This is a genomic window from Pseudoalteromonas sp. c7(2019), from assembly GCF_011378625.1.
Lineage (GTDB): Bacteria > Pseudomonadota > Gammaproteobacteria > Enterobacterales > Alteromonadaceae > Pseudoalteromonas > Pseudoalteromonas arctica.
The window spans coordinates 44,052-62,993 of sequence record NZ_WTKS01000008.1; the positions used below are offsets into that span (position 1 = coordinate 44,052).

Here is an 18,942-nt window from a genome sequence, read left to right on the forward strand (position 1 = left end):
CCATTAAGTAAAAGCGTGTAGGCAGTGCTATTTTTACTCCTGCTATATTCAAGAATTTAATGGAGTTGGTATGTGATACCAACCTGCATAAGTCTTTGATCAATTTAACGAATTAAATTGCACTATAACGTCGTTAAAAATTTTTTATTTAGAGCAACTAGATACAAAAACTTTTGCCTGGTTCTAGCGTAATTTTCTTAACGTTAAATAGACCCCATATATAAGCAGATTGGTATGATTCAATTCTAACTAACAAACGGAATAATTATGAATAAAGTAACAATGGCTGCTGCAAGTATCGCACTTGCGCTTGGCTTGGTAGGTTGTGGTGAAAAACAACAAGAAACAAAAGTAACCGACACTCCAGTAGTAACAGCACCCGCTGAAAAACCACTAGAGCTTGGTATTGAATTAGCTAATATGGATAGTTCAGTACGCGCACAAGACGATTTTTACTACCATGTAAATGGTCAGTGGTTAGCTAAAACTGAAATACCAGGTGATAAATCTAACTACGGTTCTTTTTCGCAGTTATATGATGAGTCGCAAAAAGCGATGAAAATAGCCCTTGAAAGTGCAGCCGCAAACAAAGCCGCTAAAAAAGGCAGTGATGAGTACAAAATTGGTGCATTTTATAAAAGCTATATGAATAAAGATGCGCGTAATGAGCTAGGTATTACGCCATTACAACCGTCATTAGATACAATTGATAGCGTTAAATCTAAAGCTGATTTAGTGGGTTTAATGGCTAAAATTCAAAAACAAGGCGGTACTTTACCGTTTGGTTGGTTTGTAAATAACGATGCTAAAAACTCAAGTGAGTATGCATTGTATTTATCTCAGTCGGGTCTTGGTTTACCAGATCGTGACTATTACTTAAAAGATGACGAAAAATTCACTAAAATTCGCGCTTCTTACGAGCAATACATCACTGATGTTTTAGCAAAGTCAGGCGTTAAGGATGCGGCAGAAGCAGCTAAGAGCGTACTTGCATTTGAAAAAACACTAGCTGATGCTCAGTGGAGCCGTGTGCAAAGCCGTGATGCAACTAAATCTTATAATAAGATGACAGTAGCAGATGCAAGCAAGTTGATGGGTGACCTTGATTTAGCTGCATTCTTTAAAGATGCAGGCGTGAGTGCAAGTGACATTATTGTACGTCAACCAAGCTACTTAGAAGCACTTGCTACTATTTACAAAGACACTGATTTAGCGACGTGGAAAAACTACTTAAAATTTCATTTTGTAAGTGGTTATGCAGAACTACTTAGTGAAGATTTAGTTAACCTTAACTTTGACTTTTACAGCACAACACTTCGTGGCGTAGAAGAACAAGCACCTCTTTGGAAACAAGCGGTTGATGCATCTAACAGTGTACTTGGTGAAATTTTAGGTAAGGTATACGTTAAAGATAACTTCCCGCCAGAAGCTAAAGCACGCATGGAAGAGCTAGTTGATAACGTAATTAAAGGTTATGGCGTTGCTATTGAAAATCTTGAGTGGATGAGCCCTGAAACAAAGCTTGCAGCGAAAGAAAAACTAGACAAATTTACGCCTAAAATTGGTTACCCAGACACGTGGAAAGATTACTCTGAGCTAGATATTAACTCAGATGAGCTAGTAGGCAATTACATTCGTTATAGCGAATGGGCGTACGCAGACATGATTGCTAAATTGGGTAAACCAGTTGATCGCTCTGAGTGGCACATGACTCCGCAAACAGTAAATGCGTATTACAATCCAGTAAACAACGAAATTGTATTTCCAGCAGCTATTTTACAACCGCCATTCTTTAATTTAGAAGCGGATGATGCTGTAAACTACGGCGCAATTGGTGCAGTAATTGGGCATGAGCTTGGTCATGGTTTTGACGACCAAGGTGCTAAATACGACGGTGATGGCAACTTACGTAACTGGTGGAGTGAGACTGACCTTAAGCAATTTGAAGAGCGTACAGCGGCTCTAGTTGCACAGTATAACGAATATAAACCGTTTGAAGATGCAAGTGTTAATGGCGAGCTAACGCTTGGCGAAAACATTGGTGACTTAGGTGGCTTAACGGTTGCGCATAAAGCGTATATGCTGTCTTTAGGTGATAAAAAATCACCAGTGATTGATGGTTACACAGGCGATCAACGCTTCTTTATGGGTTGGTCACAAATTTGGCGTCGTAACTATCGCGATGAAGAGTTACGTAATCGTTTATTAACAGACCCTCATTCACCAAGTCACTACCGTGTAATCGGTATCTTGTCGAATATGCCTGAGTTTTACGAAGCGTTTGACGTAAAAGAAGGTGATAAAATGTATATCAAACCAGAAGATCGCGTAAAAATTTGGTAATTTACTAAATAGACTGATTTAAAGTTAACAAAAAACCAGTAAGTTTTAGCTTACTGGTTTTTTTGTATCTTGAATTTGTAAATAACCTGAACTATGGATAATAAAACTATCTCAAGCAGCTATTTTCAGCGCTAACTGCGTTGAATTTACTTGCAATAGGCCAGCTATTGACACGTAAATTCGCCTTGTTTTCACTAAAAATCTCTGGCTAGAGAAAATAAATTTAAATATCACCATGATTCAATACGTTAATAAATCTCTTAACCAGAGTTCAGGTTAAATAAGCTTTAGCTCATTAAGCATTGGTGCATCCATTTTTCGTTACTGAGTATGTTTTTATAAAGCGCGAGTTGGTTTTGTGCTCGCTCTAAATTATGCTCTGCATGAGCCACTTTAAAGTACACATCGTTATTTAAGTAATCAGTTAAAAAGCGCACACTTAACATGAGCGGCATTATTTTAGCGCCTAACAGCAGGCTTTCTTGTTCTTTTGTACTCATGCTACTTTTTAATGGCGTCACATAGCCTTTAACAATGGCTGAAAATATATCTTTTCGAATAATAACGTTGTGTAAGTTTGTTGAATCCTCGGCTTCGGGGGAGCAGAAAGTGCGTACCATGTCGCCAAAATCATAAAGCCTAAATCCCGCCATGCAGGTATCTAAATCAATCACTGCTTTTGCTTTGTGAGTTGCACTACAAAACAGCATATTATTTATTTTTGTATCGTTATGACACACTCTAAGTGGTATCTGCTTAGCTATACTACTAAGCTCGGTAATTAAATGCTGCTGTGATAAGCAATATTCTATTTCGTCAGCGCAGTGCTTTACTCTATTTACAGAGTTATTTGTGATTGCGGTATTTAATTGCTCAAAGCGCATCGCTAAGTTATGAAAATCAGGGATTACAGTATGTAGTTGTTGTGCATCAAAATCTTGTAATGCATGGGCGAATACGCCAAAGGCGTAAGCCGCTTGCTCGCTCTGTTGCGCATTTTTAACAACGTCTTCGCTGTAACTGTCACTAATATAGCTAAGGACGCGATAATGCGCGCTATCAATTTCTATTAAGTGTTCGTTGTTTTGTATGGCTATATGCTTAACTGTTTCAAGGGGGTAGTTGCTTTGTAGTTGTTTGGTATTTAAATGCTGCTCAATTAGTTTTGCATTACTTACTAACTGAGCAGGGTATTTAAATACCTCAGTATTAAGTTTTTGCACAATAAACTGTTTATCAATACACGTAAGTAGCCATGTACTATTTATATGGCCGCTACCAATCACACTAACTTGAGTTAACTCAGGATTTAATGCTAATTGTTCGCTTAGCTTATTTTGTATTGAGATGTTCATTGTGCTCACTTGTACCTAGTTTGTTATGCGTATCGGGCTACTATTTTCTCGATAATTTCAGCATTAGCTTCAGGAAAATCATAATTTTCTAATTCACTAATTGCTACCCATTCACTAGGTTGCCCTTCAGCGCCATGTGCTTCACCGCTAAAGTTACTTACTACGTGTACATCTAATTTAACGCACTTATCGCCGTAGTCATGTTCAATCACCATAAGTTGACTAGAGCTGTGAATGGTTAATCCAACTTCTTCAATAAGCTCGCGTTTAAGTGCAACAAAAACACTTTCACCTGCTTCTACTTTGCCACCAGGAAATTCCCATAAACCGCCTTGATGTTGTTCATCTGCGCGTTTACAAATGAATATAGCGTTATTTTTCTTAATAACACCAACAGCTACATGTACAATTTCTATAGTCATTACTTTAAAACTCCATAAAAAAAAGCGACGCTAGCGCCGCTTTTTAATAAGCTAATAACGATATTGGGCTATTTTAATTTACCGCAACATTGTTTGAATTTTTGACCTGATTTACAAGGACAAGGGTCATTACGACCTACTTTTGGTTCTGTACGAGCCATTACAGTAGCTGTTTCTGGTGCTGGCGCTTCGCCACCTACTTGCTCAGCTTCTTCATGTTGATATTCGCGAGGAGCATTTTCACTTTTACGGTGTTGCTCTTCTACTTTTTCAACATCTTCTTCTGCGCGTACTTGTACTTTACTTAGGATGCTTACAACATCTACTTTCAAGTTTTCAAGCATTTCAGAAAACAGCTCAAACGATTCACGCTTATACTCTTGCTTAGGATTCTTTTGCGCGTAACCACGTAAATGAATACCTTGACGTAAGTGATCCATAGCAGCAAGGTGATCTTTCCAATGCTGATCAAGACTTTGTAGCATAATCGCTTTTTCGAATTGACGTAAAACAGAATCGCCAACTTGCTCTTCTTTTTGCTTGTACGACTGCTCAACCGCCTGCTCAATACGCTCACGAAGTTTTTCTTCGTATAGTTTATTGTCATCTGCTAACCACTGAGTGATTGGCAACTCAAGTAAGAAGTCTTGTTTTAAACGCTCTTCAAGGCCAGGAATATCCCACATTTCAGCAAGGCTTTGTGGTGCAATGTATTGATCAATTACACTAGCAAGAACATCACCACGAATTGCTGTGATAGTCTCTGAAATATCGCCTTCTTCAAGTAGCTCATTACGTTGAGAGTAAACAACGCGACGTTGATCGTTTGCTACATCATCGTACTCAAGCAATTGCTTACGAACATCAAAGTTACGTGCTTCTACTTTACGCTGTGCATTTTCAATCGCACGGTTTACCCATGGATGTTCAATTGCTTCACCGCGTTGCATACCTAGTTTACGCATCATGTTAGTCATGCGTTCACCAGCGAAGATACGCATTAGTGCATCGTCCATCGATAAGTAGAAACGGCTAGAACCGGCGTCACCTTGACGACCAGAACGACCACGTAATTGGTTATCTATACGACGAGATTCGTGACGTTCAGTACCAATGATATGTAAACCGCCAGCATCAATTACCGCATCATGGCGAATTTTCCAAGCTGCTTTAATTTCAGCAATTTGCTCAGCAGTTGGGTTCTCAAGTTTTTCAACTTCACTGTTCCAGTTACCACCTAACACGATATCGGTACCACGACCGGCCATGTTGGTTGCAATTGTTACTGTACCTGGTAGGCCAGCATCTGAAACGATATCTGCTTCTTGCGCATGAAATTTGGCATTAAGTACGTTGTGCTTAATTTTTTCTTTGCGTAAAAACTGCGATAAATACTCAGAACTTTCAATTGAAATAGTACCTACAAGTACCGGTTGTCCGCGGTCTTGACAGTCTTTAATATCAATTAAAATTGCTTCGTATTTTTCTTCTTGCGTTAGGTAAACTAAGTCGGCGCGATCATCACGAACCATTGGCTTATTAGTTGGCATAACAACAGTATCTAGGCCGTAGATAGATTGAAACTCAAAAGCTTCAGTATCGGCAGTACCTGTCATACCTGCTAATGTTTCGTATAAACGGAAGTAGTTTTGGAACGTAATAGATGCAAGTGTTTGGTTTTCGTTCTGAATATTTACACCTTCTTTAGCTTCAACAGCTTGGTGTAAACCTTCTGACCAACGACGACCTTCCATTGAACGACCAGTATGCTCATCGATAATGATTACTTCGTTTTCTTTTACTACGTAATCAACATCTTTTTGGTATAGCTTGTGGGCACGAAGGGCCGCATAAACGTGACTTAGTAGCGTAATGCTTGCTGCTGAGTAAAGCGAATCGCCTTCTTCAATTAAGCCGCGTTCAGTAAGTAGCTCTTCTACTTTAATTTGACCACGTTCTGTTAAATGAACTTGCTTAGACTTTTCATCAATAGTGTAATCGCCATCGCCTTCAACTCCTTCTTCGTCTTCTTTTTCTTGAAGTTCAAGTAAAGGAACGATGGTATTTATTTCAGTGTATAGCTCAGAGCTGTCCTCAGCTGGGCCTGAAATAATAAGCGGAGTACGCGCTTCATCAATTAAGATTGAATCCACTTCATCGACTACGGCATAAAATAATGGACGCTGAACACGTTCATCAATGCTAAAAGCCATATTATCGCGAAGGTAGTCAAAACCAAATTCGTTATTTGTACCGTACGTAATGTCAGCAGTATAAGCTAGCTTCTTCTGCTGTGGCATCATACCCGGCACGTTACAGCCTACAGTAAGGCCTAAAAATTCAAATAACGCACGGTTGGTTTCAGCATCACGTTTAGCAAGGTAGTCATTCACAGTAATTACGTGAACACCTTTGCCTGTTAAGCCGTTTAAATAAGCTGGTAGGGTAGCTGTTAGTGTTTTACCTTCACCGGTACGCATTTCTGCAATGCGACCTTGATGTAAAACCATACCACCTAATAACTGCACGTCGAAATGACGCATGCCATTTACACGCTTTGACGCTTCACGTACCACAGCAAAAGCTTCAGGTAGGATATCGTCAAGGCCTTGTCCGTTATCGTAACGTTCTCTAAACTCAGCTGTTTTAGCTCTTAAATCTTCATCAGAAAGCGCTTCAAGTTGCGTTTCTAGCGCATTGATTAGCGCGACCGTCTTTCTTAAGTTTTTAATAGTGCGGTCATTGCGACTACCAAAAAGCTTGGTAAATAAATTAGATATCATGATAAAACCGTTACAATGTATTCTTTGTCAGCCGAGTATCGGCTAACCCATTTTTAACAATTGGTAATTAATATGTGCTTTTAAATAACACTTAGAACATATTAATTAGCAATATTGTATTAAACCGCTCAAAAAGCACTGTTTATTACGTGCGCTACTATACCAGACTCTGCCAAACAACAAACTATCTCAATAAAAAGATCTGTGTATAAAATCGAAAAATTTGATCTGGTTCGTAAAAATAACTTTGTATTACTCAATTACAGTAAAAATAGTAGCGAACTGTAAAGATATGGTGCTAAATAAATTAAAAACAAGGGTTATAGCTGCGCTTAAGTTTGACGCTTAAACACAGCTATTAAATGAGTGTTTTATAATTTAAATTGGTTAACCGTTTTGTTAAGTGCTGCAGCTAAATCACTTAAGTCACGAGCTTCGTCAGCGAGGGTATGTGCATGGTCAGCGGTACTGTTCACTAAGTTATTAATTGCCGAAAGGCTCGTATTAATATCTTCAGCTACGACTGTTTGCTCCTCAGTTGACGTGGCTATTTGATGACTTTGGTCTTGTACTTTAGTGACCGACTGCGCAATATTGTGAAGTGAGCTAAGTACTTCTTTAGTTTGCAGTACTGAGCCCTCGGTTTGATCTTGTCCTTGTTGCATCATCACTGAGGCCTGTTGAGCTATTTGCTGCAAGCGCGAAATCATATTACGAATATCGTCAGTTGATTCTTGTGTGCGACTTGCTAGTGAGCGTACTTCATCAGCAACAACGGCAAAGCCTCGACCGTGTTCACCGGCACGAGCTGCCTCTATAGCCGCATTAAGTGCAAGTAAGTTGGTTTGATCGGCTATTGAATTAATTACATCGACTAATGCACCAATATTATTACTTTCTTGCTCAAGGCCTGCTACCACTTTAGATGCTTCGCCAATATGCAACGCAAGTTCAGTCATTACTTTTTGCGCCTGTGTAGAACGGCTTGCACCTTCTGCTGTAATTGCTTGAACTTCTTCAGCTGCGTTATTTGTATGTTGTGCATTACGTGATATTTCAAGCACAGTAGTCGCCATTTCAGTTACCGCAGCGCTGACGCTATCAACTTGCTGCTTCTCTTGCTGAATTTCAGAATTAGTTTGCTCAGAAACATGTCTTAGCTGAGCTGCTGCATTACTTAGCTGTTCTGCTTGCGCTGCGGTTTCTAGCATCATGGCGCGTAACTTATCAATAAAAGTGTTCATATGATTGGCCAGCTGTCCCACTTCATCTTGACTATTAATATCAATTTTTTGAGTAAGGTCGCCTTCACCCGATGCTATATCACGCATAATATGCGTAAGTGTTGTGATGGGTTTTGAAATCATATGGGTAGCCCATAAAATCATGGCTAATATAATAATTAAGATAATAACTACTGCAGTTGTTGTTGCGGTTACTGCGGCATTTACGGGCTCTTCAATCATGCTAGTAGGAATAAGTAGACCTACATACCAATCTATATGAGGCTGCTCTAGCTGCAGACGATGGTAAACCACATAAAACTGCTCACCTTTAAAAGTAACCATTTGGCTGCCTTTAAGGTTATTTCGCATTTGTGTATTTAATTCTTTAAAGCCTGCTGTATCTGTAAATTGTTGCTCAAGCGCATCGAGTCCTTCTTTACCGTTTGCACCTTCATCTGTAATTGAAAGTTTGTGTCCAGTGGCTTTTGAAAAGTGAACTACTTTTTGATTTCCATCGAGTAAAAATCCATAACCTTGGCCGTTAAAGCGAATATTTTCGACCATGTCGTTAATTTTGTTTAGTTGTAAATCAACACCGCCCATACCAATGAGTTTACGCTGTGCGTTATAAACAGGTTGTTGTACTACTGCAGATGCTACGCCTGTGGTTAAATCAACAGAGATTGGACCTACGTAAAGTTTGTTAACTCGCATGGCTTCTTGCCACCAACCACGCTTGTAGGCGTAATAAGGCTGGCCGTTGTAGTGACTTGTACGTTCATTTTCTTTAAAGTATTCACCGGTGGTTGCTGAGGCAAAAAAGGCCGATAAGATGTTTTCGTCGTTTGAGCTTAAACGCACAAAGTCTTGGTTTACTTCGTTGTAACCTGGCGCGCTTTCGAGTGCTTGATCGCGAGTATCCCAATTTTCAAAAAAGTTGATTAAATGTGGGTTATTAACAAAGGTTGATACCATTTTACCGTACATCGCAAAGTAACTTTGCATTGAAAGTTGCTCGGTCTGTAGATAACTTTGTGCTTCGTTTTCTATGTTTTCTCTAGAGAGATTAGCAATGTGTTTAACAAAAAATGTTGAGGCGATAATTAGTAAAACGGTAATTGTTCCACCAATCAATAATAATATTTTCTTCCGTAATGATAAATTATTTAGCATGAGTGCGCATATTTTTATTATTTATGAAATTATATCTAATCATATCTTACTTAAAATCTCTATAAAGTTAGATAGAAAGAACTAATTATGCGTTTAAAATAAAGGCTTATACAAAAATGACAAATAAAAGTAATAAATTAGTAGTATTAGGTGCAGGTTGGTTAGGGCATGCTTTATGCGTAAGTGCGCAAAAAACTGATTGGCAAGTACAAGGAACGCATAGAACAGATATACACGAGTTTGATTTTGAGCGTCAGTTTACACTTGAAGATGGGCAATTAAGACATCAAGTTGATTTACAAAATGCTTATTGGGTATGTGCTATTCCACCACGTAGCAGGCACAGTGAAAGTAATTATCCTGAAACACTCACCGCAGCGCTTAAGCTCTCAAAGGAGTTAAACGCAAAGGGCTTTTTATTATGCTCGTCAACCGGGGTATACGATCAAGAGCCTGGTGTATATAGCGAAAGTTGCGATATTTCATGCACAAACGAGCGCCAAATAAAGCTCTATGAGGCAGAAGAGCAAGTACTTGAGCAAGACGGGAAAGTGCTGCGTTTAGCTGGATTACTAGGGCCTAACAGAGAACCAGGTCGTTTTGTGGCAGGCAAAGAGTTTAATACATCAAGTGAGCAAGTAGTAAATATGGTGCATCAACAAGATGTAATTAATGCTATTTTTGCGGTGATAGAACACTGGCAAGTAGGGCAAAATATTTATAATGTTGTTAATCCTGCGCACCCAACAAAAGCTGAATACTATGCAGTGATGTGTGCAGAACATGGTGGCGAGTTACCACGCTTTACCAGTGATGATAAAGCTGAGCGCAAAGTTATTGGCTCAGCTATTGAAGCGCTAGGCTTTACTTACCAATATGGTATTTAATATGCTGAAGGCAGGGGACTGCTCTCTATGAAGTCGCATAGCTTACCTTCACTTAGTAATGTATTAGCAGCTTCGATATCGGGAGCAAAGTAGCGGTCTTTATCATAATAACTCACATGCTCGCGTAATAACGCTTTAGCGCTTTGCACTTTATTTGATGGTTCAAGCGGCTTTCTAAATTCTAGCCCTTGAACCGATGCTAACCATTCTATTGCCAAAACACCTTGGGTATTATTGGCCATTTCATCTAAGCGCCTTGCTGCAAAGGTTGCCATAGATACATGATCTTCTTGATTTGCAGATGTAGGCAAGCTATCGACCGAAGCCGGATGTGCTAATGATTTGTTTTCTGACGCAAGCGCTGCAGCGGTAACTTGAGCAATCATAAATCCTGAATTTACACCGCCGTTTTCAACTAAAAATGGCGGTAATTTGGATAGGTTTGAATCGATAAGTAATGCAATTCGCCTTTCTGCTAATGCACCAATTTCGGCAATTGCGATAGCTAAGTTATCGGCGGCCATTGCAACTGGCTCTGCATGAAAGTTACCTCCCGATATTATGTCGCCTACATCGGCAAAAACTAGCGGATTATCGGTTACACCGTTTGACTCGCATAACAATACTTCTGCGGCTTGGCGTATCTGAGTTAGGCAAGCACCTAGCACTTGAGGTTGGCAGCGAAGGCAGTATGGATCTTGTACTTTTTCACAATTGACGTGGGAATCACTAATTTGAGAGTGCGTATCGAGTAGCTCTCTAAATACTTGAGCGGTGTCTATTTGTCCGCGCTGACCACGAATATCATGAATACGTGCATCAAATGGCGCGCGACTGCCCATTGCAGCTTCTATGCTTATCGAGCCGATAACGCAGCTTTGTGCATATAAGTTCTCGCTTCTAAATAGGCCTTGTAGTGCAAACGCAGTCGACGCTTGTGTACCATTTAATAATGCTAAGCCTTCTTTAGCTGCAAGGGTAAGAGGTTCAAGCCCCGCTATTTTTAACCCTTGTGCTGCACTAATTATTTTTCCTTTATGTCGCATTTGACCTTCAGCTAATAAAGGTAGGCACATATGCGCAAGAGGGGCTAAATCCCCCGATGCCCCCACGGAGCCCTTTTTAGGCACGCACGGATATACTTCGCTACTAAGCAGCTGCATAAAAAATTGGATTACTTGCAGGCGAATACCCGAGTAGCCGCGCGAAAGCGAGTTTACCTTTAAGGTGATCATTAACCTTACTGTGCTGTCATCCATGTATTCGCCAATGCCCGCAGCGTGTGAAAGCACAATGGAGCGCTGTAATAATTCAAGTTCGTCGTCGGCTATTTTGGTATTAGCTAATAACCCAAAGCCGGTGTTAATCCCGTATACAGTGCGGTGCTCATTAATAACGTTTTGAACGGTTTGCGCGCTGGCAGCTATTTGTGATTCAGCATGCTTTACAAGGTTTAACTTTACCGGTGAATTATTAATTTTTCTCAATGTGTTTAAATCAAGTGAGCCTGGTGTGAGAGTAAGTTCGAACATGATCATTCCTCGTTTAGCATAGGTAGGTCTAAATTTTGTTCTTTGGCGCAGTTCTTTGCTATGTCGTATCCAGCATCAGCATGGCGCATTACACCCGTTGCAGGGTCGTTCCAAAGTACGCGAGCAATACGCTCTTTAGCTTCATTTGTACCATCGGCAACAATAACCACACCAGAGTGCTGACTAAACCCCATACCTACACCGCCACCATGATGAAGAGACACCCAAGTAGCGCCACTTGCCGTATTAAGCAGTGCATTGAGTAATGGCCAGTCCGATACCGCATCTGAGCCATCTTTCATACTTTCTGTTTCGCGGTTAGGGCTGGCAACTGAGCCAGAGTCGAGGTGGTCACGACCAATAACGATAGGGGCTTTAAGTTCGCCATTTTTAACCATTTCGTTAAAGGCCAATGCAAGGCGTGCTCTATCTTTTAAACCTACCCAACAAATACGTGCAGGTAGCCCTTGAAATTGAATGCGTTCACGCGCCATATCAAGCCAATTATGTAAATGTGCATCATCAGGAATAAGCTCTTTTACTTTTGCATCGGTTTTATAAATATCTTCTGGATCGCCCGATAATGCTACCCATCTAAATGGGCCAATACCTTCACAAAATAAAGGGCGAATATAGGCGGGTACAAACCCAGGAAAATCAAACGCGTTGGTAACACCTTCATCAAACGCCATTTGACGAATATTATTTCCGTAATCAGTAGTGGCGGCACCCGCTTTTTGCAGCGCCAGCATGGCTCTAACTTGGACTGCCATTGATTGTTTAGCAGCTTTTACTACCGCTTTTGGATCTTGCTCACGCATTTTTGCTGCGTGCTCCATTGTCCAGTTTTGTGGTAAGTAACCATTTAATGGATCGTGAGCTGATGTTTGATCTGTGACTACATCAGGTGTAATACCTGTTTTAACCAGTGTACTAAATACATCGGCAGCGTTACCAAGTAGGCCAACTGATAGGGCTTCACCTTTTATGCACGCGTCGGTTATTAATTGCAGTGCGTGTTCAAGGTTCGTTGCTTTTACATCAACGTAGCCTGTTTTTATACGAAAATCGATACGGCTTTCATCACATTCAACAACTAGCGCACTAAACCCTGCCATTGTAGCGGCAAGTGGTTGCGCACCGCCCATACCTCCAAGGCCACCCGTTAATACCCACTTGCCTTTAGCACTGCCTGAAAAATGTTGCTTTGCCATGGCTATAAAGGTTTCGTAAGTGCCTTGTACAATGCCTTGCGAGCCAATATAAATCCAAGAACCCGCTGTCATTTGTCCGTACATCATCAAGCCTTTTTTATCGAGCTCGTTAAAGTGCTCCCAATTTGCCCAGTGTGGAACAAGGTTTGAGTTGGCAATAAGTACACGAGGTGCATTACTGTGGGTTTTAAATACACCAACGGGTTTTCCTGATTGTACAAGCAGAGTTTCGTCGCTTTCGAGTCTATCGAGGGTTTCTATAATTTTGTCATAACTTGGCCAATCACGAGCTGCTCGGCCAATACCACCATATACAACAAGTGCATGAGGATGTTCTGCAACTTCAGGGTCTAAATTATTCATTAGCATGCGCTTAGCAGCTTCAGTTTGCCAGCTTTTAGCACTTATTTTATCGCCATGAGGTGCACGTATTACGCGACTTGTGTCGAGTCGGTTGTTCATGTTTTGCTCCTGTTGTATATACAAGGTGATTTGTTATAAAAAAAGCGCAGTAAGCGCTATTGTTTGTTATTTTTTAAATGTTAAGTGACCACCTAAGCGATATTTACTGCCTGGTGATACAAGGCGCGCAAAGCTTACAATGCCGTTAATAGACCATGTGCGTCGAATAACTTGTAAGCATGGCTCTTCGTTATATAAGTTTAACCATTGGCACATTTCGCTGTTTGGCATAATAGCCTCTACGGTATGCCTCGCTTGGGTAAGTGGTGCAACACTAGATAGATATTCATGAGGTGTAAGCGTGCTAAAGTCTTGTTGTAAGTAACCAGCCGCAAGTGCAGGGTTTACAAAACGCTCTTCTAGCTGCAAGGGGCTGTCGTTTTCGTTATGCACGAGTACACTTCGATATACAACACTGTCAATCTCAACACCAAGTGCAATGGCAATAGGTGCGACTGCATTTATTGATTCAAGTATGAGTACACTACAGGTGTAGTTGCCGTTACGCTCTTTTACTTCATCAGCAATGTTTTTTATTTCGAGTAACGATGACTGCGATTTAAATGTGGCTACAAATGTACCTAACCCTTGGCTGCGGGTTAAAATACCTGCCTCGGTTAATTCGCTTAGTGCTCGGCGGGCTGTCATTCTGCTGACACTAAATTGACTACTTAGTTCGTTTTCAGAGGGAACACGTTGGTTTTCTTGCCACGTACCGCTGCGAATTTTATCAACAATGAATTGTTTTATTTGCGCAAATTTAGGTGTCGTCATTAAATTTATGGTTACATTAAAAATAAACTATATAAATAAGATGACACAATTACCTTGTATATACAAGATGGGTTGTTAGACTATATTTTCATCACTCTGGGCGTAAAAAGGGCTGCAAAATGCAAAGCACAACAAAAAATTATGAGTTAGAAGAAATCGACTTACTTTTAACTGATGCCAATATTGCCACTATGGATAGCAATATAAATGCCCCTTATGGCGCAATCGAAAATGCTGCTATAGCTATTAAAAATGGTAAAATTGCGTGGATTGGAGAGCAATCAACGTTGCCCAGTTTTGATGTGTTTGCAACGCCGACATTGAGTATAAAAGGGCAGTGGTTAACGCCGGGCTTAATAGATTGTCATACACATTTAGTGTTTGCAGGTTCAAGGTCGCAAGAGTTTGAGCAGCGCTTGCAGGGTGTAAGTTATGAGCAAATCGCAGCACAAGGCGGTGGCATAGCAAGTACGGTTAAGGCGACGAGAGCAGCCGATCGAGAGCAATTATTTGTTGATGCAAAAGATCGCTTAAATACGTTGTTAAAAGAGGGTGTAACCACCGTTGAAATAAAGTCGGGCTATGGGCTAGATACTGAAAACGAGATAAAAATATTAGAAGTCGCTCGTTTATTGGGTGAGCATCATCCTATTGATATTAAAACTACTTTTTTAGGGGCGCATGCTCTACCGCCTGAATACAAAGACCGTGCTGATGAATATATTGATTTGGTATGTACTGACATGCTTGATCAGGTAGTGGCTAATGATCTTGCTGATGCAGTCGATGTATTTTGTGAAAATGTAGGGTTTAGTTATTCGCAAACCAAACGTGTTTTCCAGGCGGCTAAAAAGCATAACCTCCCAGTAAAATGCCATGCTGAGCAGTTATCTAATCAACATGGTGCTGAGCTGGTGGCGCAGTTCAATGGCCTTTCGGCAGATCATATTGAGCATCTCGATGAAGAGGGTGTAAAAGCCATGGCAAGCGCTGGGACGGTCGCGGTGTTACTGCCCGGTGCATTTTATTTTTTAAGAGAAACTAAATTCCCACCTATTGAGTTACTTAATCAATATAAAGTACCTATAGCTATTGCGAGTGATTTTAATCCTGGCACTTCACCGCTGTGCTCAGTGCACTTGATGATGAACATGGCATGCACATTGTTTAGATTAACACCCGAGCAAGCATTGGCAGGTGTGACTCGCAATGCTGCTAAAGCACTAGGGTTAGACGACCGTGGTATTTTAAAGGTTGGTGCAAGAGCTGATATTGCGCATTGGCAAATAAGTCATCCATCACAATTAAGTTACCAATTTGGCGTAAATAAACTGTTAAATTTATGGATTTTGGGTAGAATTAACTAGTTTGTATTATTTTTGCCCACATATAATCTGGTTTAAACTTTTTTAGCGAATACGGATGCCGTTAATTTGAACATACTAACCGACAGTAACTTCCCAATATTTTTTAGTGGTGCACTATTGATGGCGATGATTGCCACTTTATTTGCCGTTAAAAATGCCAGTATTAAATTTAGCTATTTATGCACAGCAGCTGTTGGTTTGGCTATTTTGAGCACGGGCGCAGCTTGGCTTGCCATTTTACTTGCCTTTGGATTTTGTTTTCATTTATGGCAAGCCTTCGAGCGAAATAATTGGAGCATGATTATTACCAGCTCAATGGCTGGTCTTTTATTTGTTGTTCTATTTTCAGCTCATTTATTATTGGAAGTTCCGTTATTTTGGGTTGTGTTAGCAATATTATTATTAGCTATTGTTGGCTTTTTAAATGACGAAAGCGCTGAAATAGAAGTCGTGATAGAGCCAGAACCTACAGGTGATACATTTATAGAAGAGTCTCCGCTTTCGGTTTTTGCAGATAGAAAACAGTTACGCCAAGGTTACTATGCATGGTGCGACAATAAGCAAGTAAGTGCAGCGTTAATCGTTATTCGTCTTGAAGGATTTGAGCAAGTTAACCAGCATATAGGACGCGACTTTGGCGATATACTGTTAGCACAATCGGCTAATCGAATAAAAGAACTGCTTTCAAGTGACGAAATAGTGACTTTAGTTGGGCAAGAAAAGCTAGCCCACTTAGGGGGCCTTAACTTTGCATTTATTTGTAGTTTCGCGAATCAAAAACATTTACATGAGTTGGTTATTGAACAAATACTGGGTGCAACGCTTAAGCCATTTAATGTTGCTAACTGCACTGTAGAGGTAAAAGCGAGGGCGAGTTATGTTGATTGTAATGAGCAAGACAATAACTTTGATAATTTAATATCGTACGCATACCTAGCACTCGATAGCCACCCAAATCGCAAGGTTGTGCCTTATCATCAACAAATGATGATTGAACTGCGAGAGCAACAAGCGCGACTAAAAGAATTAGCAAATATTGATTTTTCGAGCGAATTAGAACTCTATTTTCAACCTATAATTTGTAACGAAAACGGTCAAATTGAGTTTTTAGAATTACTACTGCGTTGGCAGCACCCTAAGCAAGGAATTTTATCTGCTAATCGTTTTATTGACGACATAAGAATAGCAGGGCTTGGTTACCCGCTTGCTAAATTTGTAATGGAGAGAGCCGCTGAACTTGCAATGGCGCTTAGAGTAGAAGGTATTTCTATACCGCTTAGCATTAACGTATTTGGCCCTGAAATGCTAAATGAAGAGTTTGTTGAATTTGTTGATGTTGTTATAAATGAACATCACTTAGAGGCGGGGGACTTAATTGTTGAATGCCCTTTACATATTTTTGCTGGTTTAGATGACAAAGGCCGAGGCATGATCGCAAGGCTTAATAACATAGGCTTAAAAGTATGTGTGGATGGACTTGGTGATAACCCGGTACTACTTTCTAAGTTACCAAGTTTAGCGGTTGAGTATATTAAGGTTTCACCTTCACTTACCGCTGACTTTAGTAATCAAAACAATATACGCAGTTTAGTTGGTGGAATGGTTGATATGCATAGCCAACAAAAAACAAAAGTGATTTTTGAAGGAGTAGAAACACTTGAACAACTTAAGTTTGTAAAAAGCTTAAAAGGTTATGCTGCCCAAGGTTATTACTTTGGTCACCCGCTAAGTAGTATTGGTTTAATGAGCTGGCTAAAAGAGTGGCGATCGGTTCAACAACGTTAAGTGTTTTCTTTGGCTTGTAGGTAGCTATTTACAAGTGCACTAATCACTTGCCCTACATGGGCAGCACCTGCATCTAACCCGTTAGGGTGCTGGCTAGGCGCTGCTTCACATAAGTGTAAGTACTTAGAGTGCCGGTGGCTTGCAGCTAAATGCACAAAGTGCTCAGTGTCACTCACACTAAATCCGCAATATGTATACGCACTAACTGGCATATAAGTAATACTATCTAAATCAACTTCAACACCCAGTGGTAAATCATTAAAATTACTTAGTGCATTTTCAATTGCCTGCGTTAGTGTAATTTTTCGCTTAACTTGTATAGATTGATAGCTATCAAACTTAAAGTTAGCTTCACTCATTGCATCTATAATTGCTTGATTATTTTTTAATTCATGTAAGCCAATAACATGGTAATTACTTAGATGTTGCTCGTTATACGCGTAGCGAAAACCATTACCACTATGGCGACCTTCACATTCTCTAAAATCGGCATGAGGGTCAAAATTGATAGCATTAACAGGCGTGTTTTTTGACTTACTTAGCGCGCGAATAATACCTAAGCAATTATTGTGACCTCCGCCAATTACGATTGGCTCAAGCCCTGCTTTAAAAATAAGGCTTAATACTGACTCTACGCGTTCATCAAGTTGTTGGCATAAATCTCGTAATTGAGTTAACTGCTGGGCTTGCTGATTATTAAGTTGGTTGCTTTGCGCCATTAAATCATCAGTATTTACTTCACCCAATAAAAGTACTTTTTGAGTGGCAATAAATTGATTATGAGATTGGTTTAAAAAACGTTTTAAAAAAGCAGGCCATGCTTCATTTGCACCGCTATTTCCTAAATTTGCTTTTGGGCCAATATCTTCGCAAATACCAAGAAGTACGTAGCGAATGCCAAATTGAGCTGCGTCAATAAGTGCTTGTTGCAGGTTTACTTGAGTGTCTAGCAAGGCCATTGATTGCCATGCTTTTTTTTCATTTACGCGGCTAGAGCAAAGTGCTCTAACCGCGCTTTCATCATATACTTTTAAATGGGAGGTCACGTTATACTTCTACAACTTCCAATTCTAATTCTTCTGCAGATAAAACAATGCCAGTACTATCAGCATAAATAAAGTCATCATCAAAAAATGATACACCGGCAAAGTTAACGCCTATAGCATCCTCGCCAGCACCTTCACTGTCAGCTGCAACAGGGATAGAAGCAATTGCTTGAATGCCTAAATCAAGTTCTTCAAGCTCATCAACGTGGCGTACTGCGCCGTAAACAACAATACCATTCCAGTTATTTTCAAGTGCAAGTTCGGCCAATTCAATATCAATAAGTGCACGGCGAGTTGAGCCACCACCGTCAATAAGAAGCACTAAGTCTGTACCGTCTTGAGAAAGTAATTCGCGGATCAGTTCATTATTTTCAAAACATTTAACCGTTTTAATGCGGCCACCAAAGCTGTGTCGACCACCAAAGTTGATGAACATTGGCTCTAGCACGTCAACCACATCAGCAAAGTGGTCACATAAATCAGAAGTGCTGTAATCCATTATTTTATCCTCAAAAGGTACATTAATTTATACCTCAGTATACCCTCCTTATAAGCAATAACAACGACTTAATC

General features: G+C 40.2%; 13 protein-coding genes. 4 read left to right on the plus strand and 9 right to left on the minus strand.

What is annotated here, in order from left to right:
• Positions 1 to 267 precede the first annotated feature (267 nt).
• Complete coding sequence (locus GQR38_RS10515; RefSeq protein WP_165721238.1) at positions 268 to 2,343, plus strand: M13 family metallopeptidase; 2,076 nt, start codon at positions 268 to 270, stop codon at positions 2,341 to 2,343.
• A 287-nt stretch (positions 2,344 to 2,630) separates the two neighbouring features.
• On the opposite strand, the gene GQR38_RS10520 is transcribed toward GQR38_RS10515, so the two are convergent.
• The 4 genes from GQR38_RS10520 to GQR38_RS10535 form a co-directional block, all read right to left on the minus strand.
• Positions 2,631 to 3,698, minus strand: a complete 1,068-nt coding sequence (locus tag GQR38_RS10520; protein WP_165721237.1) for an aminoglycoside phosphotransferase family protein — start codon at positions 3,696 to 3,698, stop codon at positions 2,631 to 2,633.
• A gap of 23 nt (positions 3,699 to 3,721) precedes the next feature.
• Positions 3,722 to 4,120, minus strand: coding sequence for an 8-oxo-dGTP diphosphatase MutT (gene mutT, locus GQR38_RS10525; RefSeq protein ID WP_007582062.1), 399 nt, complete (start codon positions 4,118 to 4,120; stop codon positions 3,722 to 3,724).
• A 68-nt stretch (positions 4,121 to 4,188) separates the two neighbouring features.
• On the minus strand, positions 4,189 to 6,903 hold the full coding sequence (gene secA / locus GQR38_RS10530; RefSeq protein ID WP_007582061.1) for a preprotein translocase subunit SecA: 2,715 nt from the start codon (positions 6,901 to 6,903) through the stop codon (positions 4,189 to 4,191).
• Between the two features lie 371 nt (positions 6,904 to 7,274).
• Complete coding sequence (locus GQR38_RS10535; RefSeq protein ID WP_165721236.1) at positions 7,275 to 9,302, minus strand: methyl-accepting chemotaxis protein; 2,028 nt, start codon at positions 9,300 to 9,302, stop codon at positions 7,275 to 7,277.
• A 116-nt stretch (positions 9,303 to 9,418) separates the two neighbouring features.
• Between GQR38_RS10535 and GQR38_RS10540 the strand changes: the two genes are divergently transcribed.
• Positions 9,419 to 10,189 (plus strand): NADP-binding protein, encoded by a 771-nt coding sequence (locus tag GQR38_RS10540; protein ID WP_165721235.1) that lies wholly within the window; start codon positions 9,419 to 9,421, stop codon positions 10,187 to 10,189.
• Here GQR38_RS10540 and hutH read toward each other — a convergent pair.
• The 3 genes from hutH to hutC form a co-directional block, all read right to left on the minus strand.
• Positions 10,186 to 11,721 (minus strand): histidine ammonia-lyase, encoded by a 1,536-nt coding sequence (hutH, locus tag GQR38_RS10545; protein WP_165721234.1) that lies wholly within the window; start codon positions 11,719 to 11,721, stop codon positions 10,186 to 10,188. The genes GQR38_RS10540 and hutH overlap by 4 nt on opposite strands.
• A 2-nt stretch (positions 11,722 to 11,723) precedes the next feature.
• Positions 11,724 to 13,397, minus strand: a complete 1,674-nt coding sequence (gene hutU, locus GQR38_RS10550; protein WP_007582046.1) for a urocanate hydratase — start codon at positions 13,395 to 13,397, stop codon at positions 11,724 to 11,726.
• Positions 13,398 to 13,463: 66 nt separating this feature from the next.
• Positions 13,464 to 14,171, minus strand: coding sequence for a histidine utilization repressor (gene hutC / locus GQR38_RS10555; RefSeq protein ID WP_007582045.1), 708 nt, complete (start codon positions 14,169 to 14,171; stop codon positions 13,464 to 13,466).
• Between the two features lie 119 nt (positions 14,172 to 14,290).
• Between hutC and hutI the strand changes: the two genes are divergently transcribed.
• Positions 14,291 to 15,538 (plus strand): imidazolonepropionase, encoded by a 1,248-nt coding sequence (gene hutI, locus GQR38_RS10560; RefSeq protein ID WP_165721233.1) that lies wholly within the window; start codon positions 14,291 to 14,293, stop codon positions 15,536 to 15,538.
• 120 nt (positions 15,539 to 15,658) lie between these two features.
• On the plus strand, positions 15,659 to 17,323 hold the full coding sequence (locus GQR38_RS10565; RefSeq protein ID WP_165721267.1) for a GGDEF domain-containing phosphodiesterase: 1,665 nt from the start codon (positions 15,659 to 15,661) through the stop codon (positions 17,321 to 17,323).
• Here the strand turns inward: GQR38_RS10565 and GQR38_RS10570 are convergent.
• Both GQR38_RS10570 and rraA read right to left on the minus strand, forming a co-directional pair.
• Positions 17,320 to 18,369 carry a formimidoylglutamase gene (locus tag GQR38_RS10570; protein ID WP_165721232.1) on the minus strand — a complete coding sequence of 350 codons (1,050 nt, stop codon included), beginning with the start codon at positions 18,367 to 18,369 and terminating at the stop codon, positions 17,320 to 17,322. The two genes, GQR38_RS10565 and GQR38_RS10570, sit on opposite strands and share 4 nt — an antisense overlap.
• Position 18,370: 1 nt before the next feature.
• Entirely contained in the window at positions 18,371 to 18,868 is a 498-nt protein-coding gene (gene rraA / locus GQR38_RS10575; protein ID WP_002959955.1) for a ribonuclease E activity regulator RraA, read from the minus strand.
• Between the last annotated feature and the right edge of the window lie 74 nt (positions 18,869 to 18,942).

Coding starts and splice junctions, on each gene's coding strand:
- GQR38_RS10515 (WP_165721238.1), top strand. CDS start 268: ATGAATAAAGTAACAATGGCTGCTGCAAGTATCGCACTTGCGCTTGGC.
- GQR38_RS10520 (WP_165721237.1), bottom strand. CDS start 3,698: ATGAACATCTCAATACAAAATAAGCTAAGCGAACAATTAGCATTAAAT.
- mutT (WP_007582062.1), bottom strand. CDS start 4,120: ATGACTATAGAAATTGTACATGTAGCTGTTGGTGTTATTAAGAAAAAT.
- secA (WP_007582061.1), bottom strand. CDS start 6,903: ATGATATCTAATTTATTTACCAAGCTTTTTGGTAGTCGCAATGACCGC.
- GQR38_RS10535 (WP_165721236.1), bottom strand. CDS start 9,302: ATGCTAAATAATTTATCATTACGGAAGAAAATATTATTATTGATTGGT.
- GQR38_RS10540 (WP_165721235.1), top strand. CDS start 9,419: ATGACAAATAAAAGTAATAAATTAGTAGTATTAGGTGCAGGTTGGTTA.
- hutH (WP_165721234.1), bottom strand. CDS start 11,721: ATGTTCGAACTTACTCTCACACCAGGCTCACTTGATTTAAACACATTG.
- hutU (WP_007582046.1), bottom strand. CDS start 13,397: ATGAACAACCGACTCGACACAAGTCGCGTAATACGTGCACCTCATGGC.
- hutC (WP_007582045.1), bottom strand. CDS start 14,171: ATGACGACACCTAAATTTGCGCAAATAAAACAATTCATTGTTGATAAA.
- hutI (WP_165721233.1), top strand. CDS start 14,291: ATGCAAAGCACAACAAAAAATTATGAGTTAGAAGAAATCGACTTACTT.
- GQR38_RS10565 (WP_165721267.1), top strand. CDS start 15,659: ATGGCGATGATTGCCACTTTATTTGCCGTTAAAAATGCCAGTATTAAA.
- rraA (WP_002959955.1), bottom strand. CDS start 18,868: ATGGATTACAGCACTTCTGATTTATGTGACCACTTTGCTGATGTGGTT.